This window comes from Pyxidicoccus sp. MSG2 (genome assembly GCF_026626705.1).
Classification (GTDB): domain Bacteria; phylum Myxococcota; class Myxococcia; order Myxococcales; family Myxococcaceae; genus Myxococcus.
Map to the genome: position 1 here is coordinate 11,381,619 of NZ_JAPNKC010000001.1, position 18,309 is coordinate 11,399,927.

An 18,309-nucleotide genomic window follows, 5' to 3' on the forward strand; every position below is an offset into this window, starting at 1 on the left:
TCACATCATTGGGGCATGCTCAGCCGGAGGCGCAGCAGGGTCGCCTCCGTCCAGGCGCCGACCTCGGGCTCGCGCAGGAACGCGGCGTCGATGAAGGCCTGGAGCCGGCCCGCACGGTGAGCCACCGCCACGTCCAGGTCCGTGAGCAGGTTGCCCGAGGGAGGAGCCGCCGTGGTGGAGCTGAACAACTGGTACAGATTCCGCACGTTGTTCGGCGAGCCCTCGCCCGTGAGGTCACGCCCCGACAGCACCGCATCGTCGCCGTACAGCAGCGCGTGCAGTTCCTCGTCGAGCTCCACCGAGATTGGCAGCCGCAGGGCCACGTACGACTCCCACACCAGCTTCGCGCCCGTCAGCAGCTCTGCCTGGGCCTGCAGCGGATTACCCGCCTGGCCCATCTTGTCCACCACGGAAGCGTAGAAGGCCTTGTGCTCCACCTGCTTCAGCCGCTCCACCAGCCGCGCCTTCACCGTGGCGCGGAAGTCCGGCGCGAGCAAAGTGACGGTGGGAGTCATCGAGAGGGAGGCGTTGTGCAGTTCGAACTGCGCGCGGCCGTCCGGGTTCAGCGCCGCGTCCGCGTTGAACGACGAGAGCTCGGTCGAATGGAGCACGCGGGACGACGTGAGTTCGGGGAACACGCCCCACTCCTGGGCGTCGATGTCGTACTCGAGCTCCGGCATGTAGGTGAACGCGAGCACCTTCTCTGTCTTCTTCGTGTTCGTGGCGGGGTCCACGTAGCTGTACCGGACGTACAGGTCGATCTCGAGATAGAACCTGAGCGTGTAATAGAACGGCCGGTCGGGCACCTGCTTCCGGCTGTACTCGTGCCAGTGCCCCTCCGAGCAGAGGTCCAGGCTGGCGCCGTCGACGCCGAGGTTCTTCGCGACGAGCAGCGGGCGCAATGCGCTGAGGTCCCACTGCGTCGGATTCACCAGCGGCCTGGTGCCCGCGGTGCCGTCCTCGTTGCAGCGGGACACGGGCAGGCCGGTGGCGTCACCTTCCAGCTTCAGGGCATGGCGTGCCGGGTCCTTGTCCTCCAGGGAGCCGAACATGTCCACGCCGTAGAGCCCGTGGGCTACGTCGTTCTCCCAGGCATGCTGGGCTTCCACGATGCGCGCCTTCAGCTCGGTCCACTGGTCGAGGTAGCGCCCGCGCAGCCTGGCGAACAGCGCCGGTTTGATTTCCAGCAGCCCCGTGTTGAGCGCCGCGCCAATCGAGATGATGTCCTCGTGCCCCGTGTAGTTCATCCTGGCCCCGTGCTGCGGGTTCTCCTCGAAGAGCCTGGCGTAGGCCTCGGCGCCGGCCGCCCAATCCATGGGGCTGGGCAGCCGGACATCGGACAGCTTGGCCAATTGGAACTGGCGGGGATACTCGCGCAGGTAGTTGATGTTGTACGACAGCGGGCGGCCCGCCAGTTCCTCCACCGGGTTGATGCTGGCATTGCTCCCCCGGCCGTCGACTCCGGAAAGAGGGGTCAGGTTCACGGCGTGGTAATACGCCCAGTCATAGAAGGTGGTCTCGGCATCCGTGAACTGCTCGTCGTACTTCAGGGGAATGCCATAGCGTGCCTCGTAGCCGATGTACTCCGAGACCGCGTGCTGGAAATCCATGCGGACGGAGTCGGAGAGGTACGCGTACATGCTCTGGTCCACACGGTTCAGCTCCGAGTGGAGGTTGAGCAGCGAGCTCTGGACGTCGTTCATGTCCTGCTGCAGCACGCCCATCTCCCAGTCCACCTGGTCGAACCGGTTGAGCATCGCCGTCTGGAGCTGGTTGAGCTTCCGGTCGACGCGGTCGAAACGGCCGCCCAACTGCGTGCGCAGGTCGACGATGAGGTTCCTGATCTTGATCACCTCGGAGAGGATGGTCTGCTCGATGGGCGGCTCCGCGGGGTTGCTGTTCAACAGGGAGAAGAGCTGGAACACCGCGCCTACGACCTGCCCGGTGAAGATGAGTGCGCTGAGCGACTGGATATTCTCCGCGCCAATGTCCAGGAAGCTCGCCAGCCTGCCGGCCACCTTGACGGAGCTCTCGGTGTAGCCGGCGACCGCCTTCATCGTCGTGTCCAGGGCGCGGGCGAATTTGTCCACGTCCTTCGAGAACCCGGGATTGCTCTGCGCGAAGATCATCGAGGTGAGCGAGAGCGCGCCGTTGACGCCCTGGCTGACGCCGTCGAGGGTGTCCTTCAGCTCCGCCTGCTTCGCCTTCGCCTGCGCGACGGCGGCGGCGAGGGCCTCCCGCTCCGGCGAGGACGCCGTGCCTCCGTCGGTGCCACCGTCAGTACCGCCGTCGGTCGCGTCAGTCAGTCCCGCCAGGGCCGCAGTGGTGGCGGTGCCCGCCGGCTTCAGCGCCAGGCTGTCCCGGTACTCCTGCTCCGCCGTATTGACGGCGTAGAGGACGTTCGCATACTGCCGCGCCATCTCGTAGCCCGCGGTGGCGGCCGTGGACACGAGCGCGTGGGCGTCATTCGAGGTGACTGCGAGGCTGCCGTCCGGCATGAGGTGTGCGAGCACGAACGACTTGAGCGGCTCCATGGGGAAGAGCGCCAGGATGCCCTGGGCGCTGCTCGTGGTGCGCAGGCCGCCCATCCGGGTGCCAATGGGCGCCCCGTCATTCACGGCCGCGGCCAGCGCGGTGTTGCCTTGCGCGAGGTCGAAGAGCTGTCCCCACGTCTGGGTGGCGAAGGCGTCGGCCAACGCATACCGGTCCACCTGCGGCGGAGCGGCCCGGAGCAGGCGCGCGGTGTCTGAGGGGTCGCTGCCCCGGAGGCTGTCCAGGAAGGCCCGCGCGTACGCCTTCAGCGCCAGGTGGTGCGCCGAGCCGGAGAGGACGTTCTTCTCAGCCTTGCTCAGCAACTGGATGATGCGCCGCGCCTGCAGGCCGGGGACCTCTTCGGCATCGGGGTCCACGGGGCCGAGCGCGGTGTCCACGGCCTGGAGGCCGGAGGTGAGCGCCGCCTGGGTGAGGCCCGGGTTGGCCTTCGCGAGGTAGTACGCGGTGCCCGCGAGGATGTGCAGCCGGGCGTCCGCCTGGTACGAGGCCGCGGTGGCATACACATGGCGGTTGAGCGCCTGCCGCGTCACGCCGTACGGGGGCCGGCAGTCCGGGCAGGTGATGGGCGCGTCGTACACGAGCGCTCCCACGCTCCCCGAAGCCGTCCACTGCGCCTGCGCCTGCGTCGCCACCTGCTCGGGCGTGGCGTCCGCGGGGGCCTGCGTGCCGTCCAGGAAGCCCGCGCCACAGTCGCTGTCCGGAGCGAGGCCGTGGCTGTCGTGCCGGCACGCCCGGTACGCCTGCGACACGCTCGCGGACGAGCAGGGGCCGACCATCGTGCCGCACTGGGGGCCGCTGCCCATGCGGTAGTCGGGTGTGACCACGCTGAGGTCGCAGACCAGGGCCGCCGTGTTCGGGTCCCGGCTCGACGTGAAGAAATAGGTGGCGCCCGTGCGCTGGTACGTGGGCAGCCCCGCGATGTACTGCTGAGCGAGGCTGTCACAGGTCTCGCCGGAGCTGTTGGTGGCGGTGCGCTGGAGGAGGTGCGTGGAGGTGACGCCGGTGCCGAAGTCGGGGTGGCGGCACAGCTGGTAGTTCACGCAGGCAGGTGCGCAGGCCGTCGTGGTGGTGCCGCACTGCGGGCCGGTGCCCGTGGCGACCAGCGGGTAGTTGGCATAGGTGATGTAGCACGTGCCGCCCTCCGTGGAGCTGGTGCCTCCGCCGGAGAAGCCCACCCCCGAGCGGGCCCTGAGGCTGGAGTCGCCAGGCGGCTGGCCATCCAGGATGTACGTGTACGTCACGCCCGCGCGGTCGGCGGTGGACAGGGTCGCGAGGTGGTGCTGCGCGAGGGCGTCGCAGGTGGAGCCGTTCCAGCCGATGAAGGCCACCTGTGAGTACGTGCCACGCGTCTTGCCGAAGTCCGGATGCTGGCAGCTCTGGTACGTGGTGCACTCACGCGAGGCCGTGTCCACGCCGCAGGCCGGGGACTCCTTCCGCGAGTAACACTCCAGGCTGTACGTGAAGGGGCCGGCGCAGGCGTACTCACCGCTCGTGACCTCCTCGGCGGGGCACACCAGTTCCTTCGACGCGGTGACCGGTGCGACCGGCTCGGGTGCGGGTTCCTCTCGCGGGCCAGCGTCACCGCATCCCCAGGCGGCGAGCGCCGCCACCAGGAAGACCCATCCCCTCACGCGCGCAGACCGTGTGCGCGGGGGCGCTGCCGCTGGGCACACGCCTCCCGTGAGTTCCCTCTTTACAGACCCATGCATCGAGGACTGCTCCTGTCTTGTAGCGTCTCGTGGTTGTCGCCCACGGGGGCACACTTCAGGCGTGCGACCCTGCTCCTGCGCCGGCACGGCCCCGGCGTCATTGCTTCGCGGACGCACTCCTCCATACGGAGGCGGGCGCGGAAGCGGGTCGTGGCAATGTTCAGGAATGACGCAAGGGGCGGCAGGTCAGTCTCTACCCGGGTTAGACTCCCGGGCCGCCTTCGCTGGGGGAATCCGGATGAACCGCTACGCACTTCGCGACCACACCGACCGTCTCGACGCGCAGACGCAGTACGAGGAGATTGTCCGCATCCTCTCCACCCAGGAGTTCCCCTGGGACATCGAGCAGGCGCTCAGCTTCGCGCTGTTCCGCACCTACGCGGTGCCGAGCATCGGAGTGCTGCTGCACGAGACGGGAGAGTTCAATCAGCGCACCCAGAAGCGCTACGACGACACGGTGCTCATCCTCGATGCGATTCTCGAGCACGGCATGGCCAGCCAGGCCGGCAGGAATGCCTTCCGGCGCATGAACCAGATGCACGGCGCCTACGACATCTCCAATGACGACATGCGCTACGTGCTCTCCACCTTCGTGGTGACGCCCGTGCGCTGGCTCGCGGAGTTCGGCTGGCGGCCGTTCACCCCGCACGAGGTGGAGGCGTGGACGCACTACTACCGCGCCGTCGGTCGCCACATGGGCATCCAGGACGTCCCGGAGACGTTCGACGCGTTCACCGCGCTGATGGATGGCTATGAGGCAAGGCACTTCGCCTTCGACGCGCGCAGCAGGGCCGTCGCCGACGCCACCCTCGAGCTGCTCGCGACGTTTTCGCCGACCCACCTCGCGCCGAAGCGCCTGGTGAACCTGTTCGCCCGGACGCTCATGGACGATGGGTTGCTCGACGCGTTCCACTATGCACGCCCCTCCGCCCTCAGCCGGAAGGTGTTCCGCCTGGCGCTCAAGGCCCGGGGGAAGTTCGTGCGCTACGCGCTGTCACCTCGAAGCGAGCCGCTCTTCGGCCGCGGCCGGCCCAACATCCGCAGCTACCCGAACGGCTACGACGTCGAGCAGCTCGGCACCTTCCCGAAGGGTTGCCCCGTGAATCATGGCGCCGCCGCGGCGGACGCGAGCCGCGGCGCTCGTCAGCGACCGTGATACGGGAGAAGTCGTCGCACGGCTGGACTCGCAGCTACTTCGACCAGTAGACGTGGCTCGCCACCAGGGGCTTGCAACCGCAGCGCTCGGTGCCGGTGACGTAGAACCAGACCGCCATCACATCCGCGGCGTTGCCGCCGCCGGTCAGCACCACGTCCTTGATGGTGTTGCACAGCCGCCGGTTCTCCTCGGCCTGGGTGTCGATGGCCGCGGCGCGCGCCGCGATGTGGTTGGCATTGGCCGCGCCGGTGCAGAAGCCGCCGCCGGCACAGGGATAGGCGCAGGCCCAGTCCTTGTCCTTGTTGAGCCCGTGAATCTGCGCGGCGCCCGCCGGCAGGCCCGCGGTCACCCCGTCGTGGAGGTAGATGGGCGCGCCCCCGTGGAGCCCGGGGACGGTGACGGTGAAGGGCGGGGCACCTCCCGCCACCGCGCCTCCCTGTCCCTCGGCGGTGAACGTGTTGTAGACGCCCGGCTTGGGTTTCCCCGAACTCCAGCGGTGGACGGTCTCGAACTCCGACACCCACCAGCCCGAGCGCAGCACGGTGTCCTTCTGGGGCGCGTTGGCGAACCGGGCGGCGCCCGCGGGGAAGGCGGTGCTGGGGTTGCGGGTGTAGGCCGTCGGTGCGGCGCAGTTGCTGGCCTCCACGTAGGTGGAGTGCGAGTAGAAGTCGTGGGTGGTGTGTGAGCGGACGCCCACGGACTCACGCACCTGCTCGTCCAGCTTGTCCAGGTACTTGCGCTTCAGACAACCGGCCTTCGTCGGCTGGCAGTGGTTGTTTTTCTCCACGACGACCTTGGCCCACAGGTCGTCGATGGCGGCCTTCACGCGGATGCGCTTGTCGCTCGGGCTGGCGATGACGGAGTTGCTCCAGGCCCGGTCCATGAGCTGCCGTGCGTTCAGCCCGGTGGCGCCTCCGGTGCGCAGGACGACGGTGTCGTCGTCGGCGTGCCACTCGGCGGGGCACCACGGCGCGAACCCTTTGCCGCAGCCGTTGTCGACCCAGTAGTTGTAGTCGTCCAGCGCGTCGTTCTCGTCGTTGCCCCACAGACCGGGAGCCACGTTGCCCTGCCGGTGGATGGCTCGGTGGGGCTCGGTCTCGAAGGCCAGGGCCCCCACCGCCAGGAGCCCGCAGGCCACGGCGGTCATTACGCGTGCGTGATTCATCGTCCACCTCCCCACGGGTTCACGATGCGGCCGGAGTTCACATCCCCCGGAGCCGTGTGGCAGGCGAAGCCGCCGTCCACGTCCTCCTCGATGATGATGACGGGGTCCTCTTCCTCGGGCAGGCCGGCATCGTCGGTGCCGCTGTCGCGCACCTCCGTGCCGGGCCAGGTGCCGCCGTCAAGCTCGCGCGGCTGCGTGGGCACGCGGGAGATGGGCCGGCCCGGTGGGACGGGCTTCTCCTCGCACTCGCGCTCCGGAGAGGCCGGGCCCCGCGGTGGCTCGCCCTCCAGGTCCGCCAGCTTGCCGCAGAAGGAGAGGGGGCCCTCGAAGCAGACGGTGCGCTCGAGCAGGTTGCCACTCAGCTGCACCGGCACCTCCCGCCGCTCTCCGGCGCCCGGACCCGTGCCGGCGAATGTGGCGATGAAGGCCGTGGAGAACCGGCCCGTGCGGCCGTCGTAGTCGCCCTGCGCGCACGAGGGAAACTCCGTGGGCGGGAAGGGGTTGGACTCGGTGACGCAGTCGGACCAGGTGAGCGCGCGCGTGCTCCCGTCAGGCAGGGCCAGCTTCAGCGTCGTGCCCGGCTGGGGGCGGATGCGCCAGAGGGTGGTGTCCCGCGCGGCGTAGGCTTCGTCCGGCAGGGGCTCGACGGGAGCGCCGTGATAGCCGGCGTCGGCCGTGCCGCGGGTGAAGGTGAGCTCCTCGAGGGGCTGCTCGATCTGCAGCTTCAGCCGGCCGTTCAGCCGGGCGACGACGGGCTGGGTGGAGCCCGGGAGTCGGAGGCCGGGCTGCCCTTCCAGCCGCGCGGAGAGCGGCCGCCGCACCAGTGGCGCGCAGGTGTACAGCAGGCACTTCCCGTCCTCGGTGGTGAGCGTGCTGTCGGCGCACTTCAGCGCCGGAGGCTCCACGGGGATGGGCTCGGGCCGGGGGGTAGGCTCGGGAAGAGGAAGAGGTGGCGGTGGTTTCGGCGGACAGCCGACGCTCATGGCGCCGAGCAGAAGCAAGGTGGGCAGCAACCCGCGGATGCCGGAACGCAGCGACATGAAGTGAACGCCCCCCTTCCGCGAGTCGTTCGCGGAGTGGGGGCGAGGGTAGTTCCATGGAGTGGAGTGGCAAGAAAGTGGCGCTGCTCCACCCCTCACGTCACGTCGCTGCACGAGCGGGGGCGTTTGGCAGGATGACCACCTTTCCCGAGGTCTTCCGCTGAGCCAGCGCGCGGTGGGCGTCGGCCAGCTCGCGCAGCGCGAAGGTCTGTCCGACGACGACCTCCAGCTTCCCGCTCGCCACGAGCGCGAAGACGTCGCGGAGCGTCTCGCCCTGGACCTCCGGTGGCAGCGCCGGCAGCGCGAAGCCGACGAGCGACTGGTTCTGGAAGAGCAACTGGGTGAACTGCTCGCTGCTCACGGAGGTGCTGAACATGCTGTCGGCGCCGAAGACGACCATCCTTCCTCGCGGCGCCAGCGCGCGGAGGCTCCGTGCGAAGGCCTCGCCCCCGTCCCGCTCGAAGACCACGTCGGCGCCGCGTCCCTCCGTGGCATCCCGGACGCGCTCGGGCCAGTCCGCGCGCGTGGAGTCGACGGTGACGTCCGCGCCCAGCCGCCGGGCGAGCGCGCGCTTCTCCTCGCTGCTGGCTCCGGCGATGACACGTCCCGCGCCGAGCTGCTTCGCGAGCTGCACCATGAAGGAGCCCACGCCGCCCGCCGCCGCGGGGATGAACACCGTCTCACCTTCCCGCAGACGGGCCGCGACCCGGAGCCCCGCCAGTGCGGCGGGCGCCTGGCTCAGCAGGGCCACGGCCTTCTCGAAGGGAAGGTCGTCTGGAATCGGGGTGACGAGCGGGGCCGGTGCGACGGCCAGCTCCGCGAAGGCGCCCTGCGCCGGCAGCATCGCCACGACACGGGTGCCCTTCTGGAGCCGTGACACCCCGCTGCCGACGGCGCTGATGATGCCCGCGGCCTCGTAGCCCGGGGTGAATGGCGGGTTGGGCGCTCCCGGTACGCGGCCCGCGCGCTGCAACAGCTCCGCGTAGTTCAGGCCAGCGGCGTGAACCTGGATGAGCACCTCGCCCTCGCCCGGAGCGGGTGTCTCCAGCTCCTCGAGCAGAAGCTCCTCGGGACCACCGAAACGCAGCAATCGCATCGCCTTCATGTCTGTCTCCAGGGTGGAGCCGCGCATCGGGAGGAGCGGCTCGCGACGGAAGGTAGTCCCGTGAATCCGGACGGGCACTGGTCACACGTCCGTCTTCATGGTCCATTCGTCCTGACGGAGGTGCCATGGACGTCCTCGCCGACACGCTGCACGGCGTTCACATGCGGAGCATGGTCAACGGCCGGCTGGAGGTGACGGCGCCCTGGGGCATGCGCGTCGATGCGCGAGACGTATGCCTCTTCTACGTGGTCTCCCGTGGGAGCTGCGTGCTGGAAATCGAGGGCACGCGCCACGTGCTCGCGAGCGGCGACTTCGTCTTCATCCTCGGTGGGGTGTCCTACGTCCTCAAGGACAGCGCGAAGACGCGCCCCGTCCCGGTCAGCGAGGTCTACGCGAACCGGGGCGGACGCTGCGGAGGCGTCGTCCGCTACGGTGGAGGGGGCGCGCCCACGACGCTCATCTGCGGCCGCTTCATCTTCGATGGAACCTCGCTGAGCCCGCTCGTCGCGAGCCTGCCGCCGTTCCTCCATGTGAAGGGGGATGGCGGCATCGCCACGCGGTGGCTGGAGTCCACCATGCAGTTCGTGGCCTCGGAGATGGAGGCCGAGCAACCCGGCTATGAGACGGTGGCGAGCCGGCTGGGCGACGTGCTCCTGGTCCAGGCCCTGCGGACGCACGTGGCCTCCCTTCCCCCCGAGCAGGGAGGTTGGCTCCGGGCGCTCACCGACCCGAGGCTCAGCACCGCGCTCCAGCGCCTGCACGAGCGTCCCGAGGCGCCATGGACGGTAGAGGGGCTCGCCCGCGCCGCCGGCATGTCGCGCTCGGTGTTCGCCGCGCGCTTCAAGTCCATCGTGGGCGAGGGGCCGCTGACGTACCTGACGCGCTGGCGCATGCACAAGGCCACGCGGCTGATGACGGCGGGGAACCTGTCGGCGAGCGAGATTGCCCAGGCGGTGGGCTACGAGACCGACAGCGCCTTCGTGAAGGCCTTCAAGCGCCATGTCGGAGAGACGCCCGGCGCGTATCGGCGCCGGCTCAAGGGACGCGACGCGGACTCCGCTGCCACGCCGGGCCCAGGAGGGGGAGGAAGGCCGAGCCCGAGCCGTACCGGACTTTCCTGAAGCAGGTTAGCGTGTCCTCCGCATGCCGACCGAGGTCACCGTCCAATCCACGTTGTTCGAGTCCCTCGTCCGCTTCACGAAGCCCGATGCGAAGCTCCGCGCCGACTTCATGGCCGCGGGCTACGACGTGGACAAGCCGCGCGCCACGTATCCGGCCGCCGTGTACCTCGGGTGCCAGGAAGCGGTGCTGCGCCACCTGTATCCGGGCAGGGAGCGCAAGGCCGCGCAGCGGGAACTGGGGCGCGAATTGGTGCGCATGTACTTCGAGACGCTCGTGGGCCGCGTCGTGGGCATGGCCCTGAAGGTGGCCGGCCCCGAGCGCGCCATGAAGCGCGTGGCGCTGAGCTTCAGCTCGGTGCTCTCCCCGGTGGACATCCAAGGGCAGCAGCTGGCGCCCGCGGACTGGCGCGTCCAGTTCCGCGGCTACCCCTTCCCGGCGGACGCCGCCGCGGGCACGTGCGAGGGCGCCCTGCGGCAGGCCGGCGCCCCCGAGCCTCGCGTGGAGGTGGAGCGGTACGAGGGCACGGACGGCTTCGACCTGCGCATCCGCTGGTGACGGCTCCCGGCGGCGGTCACCGCCGGGAGGACTCGCGGCTCAGCGCGCGGGCTGTGCCCCCATCGCCACCGGCTCTCCGTCGGTGGGCTCCGTCACGTTGTCGCTGGACGTGCGGTCGATGAGCACGTTGAGCGGATCCACGCCCACCTGCGCGGGCTTCACCGGGACGGTGAACTGAATCTCCGACTCGCCCTTGGGCACCTTGCGCTTCTCCAGGAAGACGGCCTCGCCCTTCTCGTCGAGCGCGCCGACGTCCATCCAGTCGTTGAAGTCCAATTCCGTCTGGGTGCCCTTGTCGTCGCTCCGGTACTTCTTCGCCATCACCTTGAGGGTGACGTCCCACGTGCCCTTGTCATTCTTCCGCGTCGTCGCTGACACGGTGCGGTTGTCGTAGAGGGTGATGGTGTCGAAGAGGTCCTCGAGGAGGTACTGGTACTCCGGAGGCGTCTCCTCGCGGAGGAAGCCGAGCAGCTCGGTGGAGCCCGTGTACGGCGGGCCCCGGAAGCGCACCTTCTCCACGTAGCGCTTCAGCGCGCGGTTGACGCGCTCCTCGCCGATGAAGTCCTGCAGCGCGTACATGACGAGGCTGCCCTTGTTGTAGTGGATGTACGCCTGGTTCTCCACGCGCGACAGGGGCACCTCCTTCTTGCGCTCCATGGCGCGGCCCATGAGGTAGCGGTCCAGCTCGAACTTGAGGAAGCGCTTCATCTTCTCCGGCCCGTAGCGGTGCTTCATCACCATCAGCGCCGAGTACTGCGCCATCGTCTCCGACGTCATCGTGGCGCCCTGCGCGCGCCCGCCGACCACCTGGTGCGCCCACCATTGGTGGGCAATCTCGTGCGCGGTGACGTAGTACGGGTAGTCCACGTCGTCGGCGTTCCCCTCGCGCACGCGGGCGATGAAGCCGATGCCCTCCGAGTAGGGAATCGTGTTGGGGAAGGCCTGGGCGAACGTCGCGTAGCGGGGGAACTCGAGGATGCGCGCCTGCCGGTGCTGGTACGGCCCGAAGCTCTCGCTGCAGTACTCCAGCGCGTCCTTCATGCCGCGCATCATCCGCTCCAACGCGTAGGTGTGCGTGGGGTGGTGGTAGATCTCCAGCTTCACGTCGCGCCACGTGTCGCGCGTGACGGCGTAGCGCGCGGACAGCACGGAGAAGAAGTTGAGGATGGGCTGGTCCATCTTGTAGCGGAAGAAGCGGCGGCCGTTCTCCGTCCACTCCTTCTCCAGGTAGCCCGGTGCCACGGCAATCTGGTCCGGCGACGTGCTCACCGTGGCCGTGAAGGAGATGAAGTCCGAGTCCTGCCGGATGTAGTTGTCCTCGAGAGCCTTCGGGTCATCGCGGTCGGGCAGGCGCTCCTTCGGCGCGAGGCCGTACTCCTTGCGGTCCCCGTCCTCCACCAGCTCCGAGTCCTTCTGGTAGCCGAGCACCGGCAGGTTGCCGTTGTTGAAGAAGGTGCCGTTGCCAGCAATGTTCGTGGGCTGCGCCCCGTGCTCGAAGCCGCGCGTGCCGAACTCCAGGTCGAAGGCGAGGTCGGCCTCGGCGCCCGGGGCCAGCGGCGTGGGCAGCTCGAAGACGAACAGTCCCAGCTCGGTGTCGTGGGAGGCGGGCGTGTCCGCCCCGGCGATGGACAGCCTGCGCACCCGTGCATCCTGCGGGAGGCTGATGAGCACCTTCTGGATGGGCGCCTGCGTCTTGTTGCGGACGCGGTAGGTGCCGAGCGACTCCAGCCGCAGCTCCTCCGGATGGATGTGGAAGGTGACGTCCGCTGCGATGATGCGCGGGTGGGGCAGGTCCGCGTAGGACTTGTAGTCCTTCTCGTACCGGGCCGTCTGGCGCTCCCGGTCCTTCGCCGTGACGTACGGGTTGAGGACGTGCGTGTTGTAGAAGATGAACGCTCCGGCCCCGAGGAACACGAGCAGCGACAGCGCGGCGGTCAGCGTCCAGCCCGTGGAGCGGCGGGCCTTCGCGGCGGTCCGGCGCTCCCGCCAGCGCGTCTCACGTCCGCGCACGGTGAGCAGGTAACCCGTCGCGACGAGGAGCACCGCCAGCGCATACCAGTACAGCCGGTACCAGAAGATGACCGGGAGCAGGTTCGCGTAGCGGTTCATGTCCGAGTACTGCACCGAGGGCTCGGAGGCATAGCGGACGAGGGCGTCCTCCACGCCCAGCAGCCCCAGCCCGGCCTGGGCCGCGAAGTAGAGCACCATCACCAGGTACGCGAGGTACTTCTGGTGGATGAGCACCTGCGCGAAGAACGCGAGCACGCACAGCAGCACGTCCCGCAGGTAGTCCAGGAGGATGAGCTGGGTGAAGTAGAGGTTCCACTCGATGTCGAAGAAGCCCCGGCCCACCTGGGACACGAGCGCGGCCACGGCGACGACGCCCTTGAGCGAGAGCGCGACGAGCAGCAGTGCGCCCAGCTTGCCGGAGTAGACGACCCACGTCGGGACGCGCGTGGCGTCCACGATGTCCCCGAGCTCCGCGTCACGCTCCTTCCACACCAGCTCGCCGGCGTAGAAGGTGATGGTGATGAGGACGAAGGGGCGGAAGGTGCCCATCGCGAGCTCCAGCACCTGCCACGTCACCGGGTACGTGGGCGTGCCGAAGATCTGATTCGAGAAGAGGATGCCGAGCGTGACGAAGGAGAGCCCGGCCACCACGAAGGACCAGTACACGGGCGAGCGGAGGACGTCGCGGAAGGCGAGCCACGCGGAGGACGCCGCCGTGCGCAGCCAGCTTCCCGTCGTCGGCGCGGCGGCAACGGAGGGCAGGGCGACGGGCGCAGGAGAGGCCGCCTCGCGAGTCGCGCCCCGGCCGCTGTGCTCCTCCACGGTGGTTCGGAAGCGGGCCACCGCGAGCCCGAGCAGCGCCGCGCCCACGGCGAGCCAGATGAGGCGGTTGGCGAGCATGGCACCGGCCAGCGGCACCAGGTCGCGGTTGCGCTCGGCGGGAGTCCAGTACCGCGTCACCAGTTCGAAGGTGTTGAACCCGAACGGGTCCAGCAGCGAGCCCAGGTACTGGTACTGCACGTCCCCGACGGCCGCGCTGATGACGATGTAGCCGAGCACCAGGACGACGATGCCCACGTACACCGGGGCCATGCGCCGGGTGACGGCGGCCAGCGTGAAGAAGAGGGCTCCACAGAAGAACAGCGTGGGCCACACACCGATGACATAGGGCCACAGGTACGCGACCGTCTGGTGCGCGGTGAGCTGCGAGGGGTCCATCAGCCACGCCACGAGCAGGCCCACCACCGTGCCGGGGAGGATGGACAGCAGCAGCACCGCGCTGAAGAGGTACGCGCCCAGGAAGCGGCCGAGCAGGTACGGGGCCTTCTTCACGTTCTTCGTGAAGATGAGCATCCACGTGCCGTGACCGAAGTCCTGGTACGCGGCCTGGCCGAAGATGGCGGCCACCATGAGCAGGCCGAAGAAGGCGAGCGAGGTGAGCTGGCCGAAGAGGCTGTGGGGGCTGTTGGCGAAGACGCGCTCGGAGCCGGAGCTCGCCGAGACGCTCTTGAACACGCCTCCAGTGGCCATCGCCATCAGCAGGCCGGCACCGGCCAGCACCACGGCGTAGACCCAGGTGGAGATCATCTTCACCCGGCGACGCAGCTCGAAGAACACGAGGGCAGAGAACATGGTGTGCCCTCTCAGGACTGCTTCTGGGCCCGCGACAGGGCGTGGAAGTAGACGTCCTCCAGGTCGGGATTCGCGGGCTCGAAGCCCGGCGGCTGGGTCTCCGCGTAGACGTGGACGAGCCGCTGCCCGGCCACGCGGCGCACGGCGATGACCTCCAGTTCCTTCATCAGCGCGTCCAGCTCCTCCTGCTGGGAGATGAAGCGCTTCCACACGCGCTGCTGGAGCGCGTCCACGAGCTTGAGCGGGTGCCCGCTGAGGACGACGTTGCCCTGCGCGAGGATGGCCATGTTCTGGCAGAGGTCCGCGACGTCCGAGACGATGTGCGTGGACAGCAGCACCACGACGTCGGTGCTGATTTCGGCGAGCAGGTTGTGGAAGCGGAAGCGCTCGGCGGGGTCGAGGCCGGCGGTGGGCTCGTCGACGATGAGGAGCTTCGGGTTGCCGAGCAGCGCCTGGGCGATGCCGAAGCGCTGCTTCATGCCGCCAGAGAAGCCGCCGAGCCGGCGGTCCCGGTGCTCCCAGAGGTTGGTCTTCTGGAGCAGCGCCTTCACCGCGTCGTGGCGTGGGCCCCGCTGGGCGAGGCCCTTGAGCTGGGCGAGGTGGTCCAGCATGTCCCAGGCCGTCACCTTGGGGTACACGCCGAAGTCCTGGGGCAGGTAGCCGAGCACCTCGCGCAGCTTGTCCTTGTCGCGGCGCAGGTCGATGCCGTCGAAGGTCATGCTGCCCGTGTCCACGTCCTGCAGCGTGGCGATGCTGCGCATCAGTGTGGACTTGCCAGCACCATTGGGCCCGAGCAGGCCGAACATGCCGCGAGGAATGTTGAGGTTGACACCCTGCAACGCACGAGTGCCGTTGGGGTAGGTCTTCGACACGCCTTCCAGTCTGAGCTCCATGGGGCGCACGCTAGCGGACCCCGGGGCCAGTGCGCGAGGCGGGTCTCGCAGGTAGCATGCGGCCATGTCCTCTTCGTGCCGGAGCACCGCCGCGGCCCTGGCCCTCGCACTGTGTGCGTGCGGCGACGGTGAGCCGGTGATGCTGGAGGCGGTGGCCGCGGACTGCGCGGGCGGCCCGGCACAGCAGATGGACCGGCTGCCGTCGGGCAGCATGGTGCTCAACGCGTACTTCCTGCAGGAGGAGGCGGCGCGTGACGTGCGGCGCGGGCTGTCGGAGTCGCCGGTGCTGGAGGAGGTGCTGGCGAAGGCGGCGGCACTGGGCGTGCGGGCAGTGCGGACCAACGGGCACAACGAGGCGGTGTCGAAGGTGGGAGACAGCGCCATGCAGGTGGCGCCGCTCCAGTACGACGAGGTGTCGCTCGAGGGGTTGGACCGGGTGCTCGCGCGGGCGCGGGTGCACGGCGTGCGACTGGTGCTGACGCTGGGCAACTACTGGGACGCGTATGGAGGGGCGCGGCAGTACGTGGAGTGGGCGGGACTGCCACAGCCCGTGGAAGGCGACCCGCGCTTCTTCACCGAGCCGTCCGTGGTGGCGCACTACAAGGCGCATGTGGTGCGGCTCTTGGACCGGGTGAACACGGTGGACGGCATCCGCTATGGCGACCACCCGGCGGTGCTCGCGTGGGAGTTGCTCAACGAGCCGCGCGGGAAGGGCTTGGACAAGGAGGGCGTGAAGCTGCGCGCCTGGATTGATGACGTGGCGCGCGAGGTGAAGGCGCACGCGCCCGGGCATCTGGTGGGCACGGGGGAGGAGGGGTTCGAGCCTTCACCGGAAGGCTACGACGCGCCCTTCTGGGCGGCGGTGGGCTCGACGATGCTGCGGACGCCGGGCTCCAGCTTCGCTCGGAACACGGCGTCACCGTTCATCGACTTCGCGTCCGTGCACTTCTATCCGGAGGCCTGGGGCCTGGATGGCGCGGGCACGGCGGTGGCGGGGGCGAAGTGGATTTCGGAGCACGCGGCGATTGCGCGGAGCCTGGGCAAGCCGCTGTTCGTCGGGGAATTGGGACTGCGCAACGAGGGCGATCTGGACCTGTCGCAGCGCCGGGCGCTCTACCGGGGCTGGCTGGAGTGCATGCGCGAGGAGGGCGTGGGCGGCGGCTCGCTGTGGATGTTCGCCAATGACTCACGGCCCGACGCGTGGGACGCGCACACGTTCTACTTCCGCGACGGCACGGCGCCGGAGGACCCGGTGAATCGCTACGCGGACCTCATCATCGAGGCGGCCTCGGCGGCTCGGTGATTCCCGAGGGCGCGCGTCCCCCCGGGACGCGGCTGCGTTCCAGCGGGCAGCGGACGGGATGCGCGGTGAGGGCGTGTGCCTCGGGAGGGCTCGGCACGCCAGTGGCAAGGGAGCGGGCCTGGGAGCGGAGATGGCCTTCCAGGAACGACTCGCGCTGGACCTCTCGCTGAGCATCGGCGGACAGACCTTCACTGTTCCGGGCGGACAGGTGGAGTCGTGCTCTGTGCACCTGACGCTCCATGGCTTCACCGCGTCCGTGACGTTCTGGACCGGGCTGGAGAAGGACGACGCGGCGCTCTTCACCGCCTTCTCCACGCCGGACCTCCTCAAGGTCCGGCTGGCCATCTCCGGGGGCTATCCGGTGCCGGCGTCACCGCCCGAGCCGCTCGTCGTGCAGGGGCTTGCGCGCACCCGGCGACTGGAGGCGCGGACGCATGGCACGGTCGAGGGCACGGCCGTGCGCTTCCGCCGCTACACCGTGGACTTCGAGGATGCCGCACGGGTGGTCTGGCGCCAGCACCGCCCCACCGAGCTGCACACCCAGATGTCATTGGCGGACCTGCTCACAGCCCACACTGCGGGCGCCGTCACGCTGGAGTGTGACTGGGACGTACTCGACGAGAAGCGGCCCCTGGTCTGCCTTGCGCTTGGCGAAGACGCTCCGGGCACCAGCTTCCACGACTTCGTCCTCTGGCTGGCGCACACCTACGGCGGGGCCTGGACGTATGACTCCGCGAGAGACGGCTACACCCTGTCCGGGCGGAAGCCCCGGGTGGGCACGGTGGCGCGGCTCGGCGCGGACCGGGTCGAGCGGTGCGAGGTGTTGTTCCCGCCCGTGCCCCGCCATGCGGCGCGGGTCCTCAATGGCTCGGCACTCCAGGGCGCTTCGCTGGACGTGGACTCCCAGCAGGCCGCCACCGGCATCCGCCACGACTTCCTGGTGCGCACGCCCATCGCCGCCGAGGCGGAGCAGCGACAGTCGCTGGAGGCTGTGCGGCTGCGCGTGCCCCAGCGTCAGGTCCGGCTCACCTTCCGTCACTTCCCCACCGTCGCGGTGCATCCGGGCGCTGGGCTCCGGCTGGAGGGAACCGGCTGGAGCAAAGGTGCCGTGGGTACGGGCGAGGACCTGCGCGCGGTGGAGCTGTCGCTGGAGGCGCGGAGCCTGCACTCGGGGCCACACGACGGGCTGCAGGTGTCGCATGCGGGCTACACGGTGGAGCTGAGCGCGCGGCTGGAGCGGGCTTCCGACACCTCGGTGGAGCTTCCGCCCTTCCGTCGGCCTCGCTACCCGCTGCACGTCGAGGGCAAGGTGCACAGCCCGGCGGGCGGGGAGACGGACCGCACCTGGCTGCTGTCCGAGGACACGAAGACGTCCGTGCTCGCGTGGCAGGTGACGGTGCCGCTGTGGAACAAGACGGTCCGTGTGCCGGCGGAGCCCGGGGCCTTTCCGGGCGAGTTCTACTTCCCGCCCTACAAGCATGAGCGGGTGCTGGTGGCCCTTCACTTCGACCGGGCCGAGCTGCACCGCCACCTCGACTGGGCCGAGGGGGCGCGCCTCCCGCAGGACGGGCAGGGCGATGGGATGCTGCTGGGCAAGAGCGCCACGAGCCAGACGTCGCTCATCCACGACTACCAGGACGGCAAGCCCGTGTGGAACATGCACCGGGTCTCGGGCTCGGACACGGGGACCGTGCGCATGGCCGAGGGCGTGCTGTTGCTCCAGACGAAGGAAGACCCGGGAGCGGGTTCGACCGAGTCCACCTACGACGTGTCACCGCAGGTGGAATCGGCGCGGGCGGACCTGTCGGCCGGCGTCACGGGGGCGATGGGGGAGATGACGGCCACGTACCGGGTGGCCTCTGGCGGTGCGCAGGCGAAGCTGGACGGGGCAACGACGGAGACCACGGCCGCGCTCGAAGCGGCGCAGGCGGCCGTGAGCGCGAAGGTCTCCGAGGCACGTGCCGAGCTCAATGGGGCGCTGGCTGGTTTGTCGGGGCGCACGGCCCCGCTCTCGGGCGCTGCGGCGGAAGTTCGCGCTGCACTGGAGCGGCTGAAGTGAGACGGGC

The 18,309-nt window shown here is 69.4% G+C and carries 11 protein-coding genes; 5 read left to right on the top strand and 6 right to left on the bottom strand.

What is annotated here, in order from left to right; translation table 11 throughout:
* Window positions 1–5: 5 nt before the first annotated feature.
* Window positions 6–4,184: a hypothetical protein gene (locus tag OV427_RS44000; protein WP_267862222.1), complete on the bottom strand. Its 4,179-nt coding sequence runs from the start codon at window positions 4,182–4,184 to the stop codon at window positions 6–8.
* A 316-nt stretch (window positions 4,185–4,500) separates the two neighbouring features.
* Between OV427_RS44000 and OV427_RS44005 the strand changes: the two genes are divergently transcribed.
* On the top strand, window positions 4,501–5,418 hold the full coding sequence (locus OV427_RS44005) for an oxygenase MpaB family protein (protein ID WP_267862223.1): 918 nt from the start codon (window positions 4,501–4,503) through the stop codon (window positions 5,416–5,418).
* A gap of 34 nt (window positions 5,419–5,452) precedes the next feature.
* Here the strand turns inward: OV427_RS44005 and OV427_RS44010 are convergent, their stop codons facing one another.
* The 3 genes from OV427_RS44010 to OV427_RS44020 form a co-directional block, all read right to left on the bottom strand.
* Window positions 5,453–6,583 carry a hypothetical protein gene (locus OV427_RS44010; RefSeq protein ID WP_267862224.1) on the bottom strand — a complete coding sequence of 377 codons (1,131 nt, stop codon included), beginning with the start codon at window positions 6,581–6,583 and terminating at the stop codon, window positions 5,453–5,455.
* The gene (locus OV427_RS44015; RefSeq protein ID WP_267862225.1) at window positions 6,580–7,623 is read right to left on the bottom strand and encodes a hypothetical protein; all 1,044 of its coding nucleotides are present in this window, start codon (window positions 7,621–7,623) and stop codon (window positions 6,580–6,582) included. Before OV427_RS44015 ends, OV427_RS44010 begins: the two co-directional genes overlap by 4 nt.
* Before the next feature lie 100 nt (window positions 7,624–7,723).
* The gene (locus OV427_RS44020) at window positions 7,724–8,728 is read right to left on the bottom strand and encodes a quinone oxidoreductase family protein (protein WP_267862226.1); all 1,005 of its coding nucleotides are present in this window, start codon (window positions 8,726–8,728) and stop codon (window positions 7,724–7,726) included.
* 125 nt (window positions 8,729–8,853) lie between these two features.
* Here OV427_RS44020 and OV427_RS44025 point away from each other — a divergent pair, with 125 nt between their 5' ends.
* Both OV427_RS44025 and OV427_RS44030 read left to right on the top strand, forming a co-directional pair.
* Entirely contained in the window at window positions 8,854–9,849 is a 996-nt protein-coding gene (locus tag OV427_RS44025) for an AraC family transcriptional regulator (protein WP_267862227.1), read from the top strand.
* Window positions 9,850–9,871: 22 nt separating this feature from the next.
* The gene (locus OV427_RS44030; protein ID WP_267862228.1) at window positions 9,872–10,405 is read left to right on the top strand and encodes a DUF2378 family protein; all 534 of its coding nucleotides are present in this window, start codon (window positions 9,872–9,874) and stop codon (window positions 10,403–10,405) included.
* 39 nt (window positions 10,406–10,444) lie between these two features.
* Here OV427_RS44030 and OV427_RS44035 read toward each other — a convergent pair whose 3' ends face one another.
* Both OV427_RS44035 and OV427_RS44040 read right to left on the bottom strand, forming a co-directional pair.
* Entirely contained in the window at window positions 10,445–14,047 is a 3,603-nt protein-coding gene (locus OV427_RS44035; protein WP_267862229.1) for an ABC transporter permease/M1 family aminopeptidase, read from the bottom strand.
* 11 nt (window positions 14,048–14,058) lie between these two features.
* The gene (locus OV427_RS44040) at window positions 14,059–14,940 is read right to left on the bottom strand and encodes an ABC transporter ATP-binding protein (protein ID WP_267862230.1); all 882 of its coding nucleotides are present in this window, start codon (window positions 14,938–14,940) and stop codon (window positions 14,059–14,061) included.
* 64 nt (window positions 14,941–15,004) lie between these two features.
* Here OV427_RS44040 and OV427_RS44045 point away from each other — a divergent pair, with 64 nt between their 5' ends.
* Both OV427_RS44045 and OV427_RS44050 read left to right on the top strand, forming a co-directional pair.
* On the top strand, window positions 15,005–16,243 hold the full coding sequence (locus OV427_RS44045; RefSeq protein WP_267862231.1) for a glycoside hydrolase 5 family protein: 1,239 nt from the start codon (window positions 15,005–15,007) through the stop codon (window positions 16,241–16,243).
* A 130-nt stretch (window positions 16,244–16,373) separates the two neighbouring features.
* The gene (locus OV427_RS44050) at window positions 16,374–18,302 is read left to right on the top strand and encodes a hypothetical protein (RefSeq protein ID WP_267862232.1); all 1,929 of its coding nucleotides are present in this window, start codon (window positions 16,374–16,376) and stop codon (window positions 18,300–18,302) included.
* Window positions 18,303–18,309: the final 7 nt, after the last annotated feature.

Bases quoted from the DNA above. Each gene is read 5' to 3' on its own strand.
- OV427_RS44050 (WP_267862232.1), top strand. From the start codon at position 16,374: ATGGCCTTCCAGGAACGACTCGCGCTGGACCTCTCGCTGAGCATCGGC.
- OV427_RS44020 (WP_267862226.1), bottom strand. From the start codon at position 8,728: ATGAAGGCGATGCGATTGCTGCGTTTCGGTGGTCCCGAGGAGCTTCTG.
- OV427_RS44005 (WP_267862223.1), top strand. From the start codon at position 4,501: ATGAACCGCTACGCACTTCGCGACCACACCGACCGTCTCGACGCGCAG.
- OV427_RS44010 (WP_267862224.1), bottom strand. From the start codon at position 6,583: ATGAATCACGCACGCGTAATGACCGCCGTGGCCTGCGGGCTCCTGGCG.
- OV427_RS44025 (WP_267862227.1), top strand. From the start codon at position 8,854: ATGGACGTCCTCGCCGACACGCTGCACGGCGTTCACATGCGGAGCATG.
- OV427_RS44015 (WP_267862225.1), bottom strand. From the start codon at position 7,623: ATGTCGCTGCGTTCCGGCATCCGCGGGTTGCTGCCCACCTTGCTTCTG.
- OV427_RS44030 (WP_267862228.1), top strand. From the start codon at position 9,872: ATGCCGACCGAGGTCACCGTCCAATCCACGTTGTTCGAGTCCCTCGTC.
- OV427_RS44045 (WP_267862231.1), top strand. From the start codon at position 15,005: ATGTCCTCTTCGTGCCGGAGCACCGCCGCGGCCCTGGCCCTCGCACTG.
- OV427_RS44035 (WP_267862229.1), bottom strand. From the start codon at position 14,047: ATGTTCTCTGCCCTCGTGTTCTTCGAGCTGCGTCGCCGGGTGAAGATG.
- OV427_RS44040 (WP_267862230.1), bottom strand. From the start codon at position 14,940: ATGGAGCTCAGACTGGAAGGCGTGTCGAAGACCTACCCCAACGGCACT.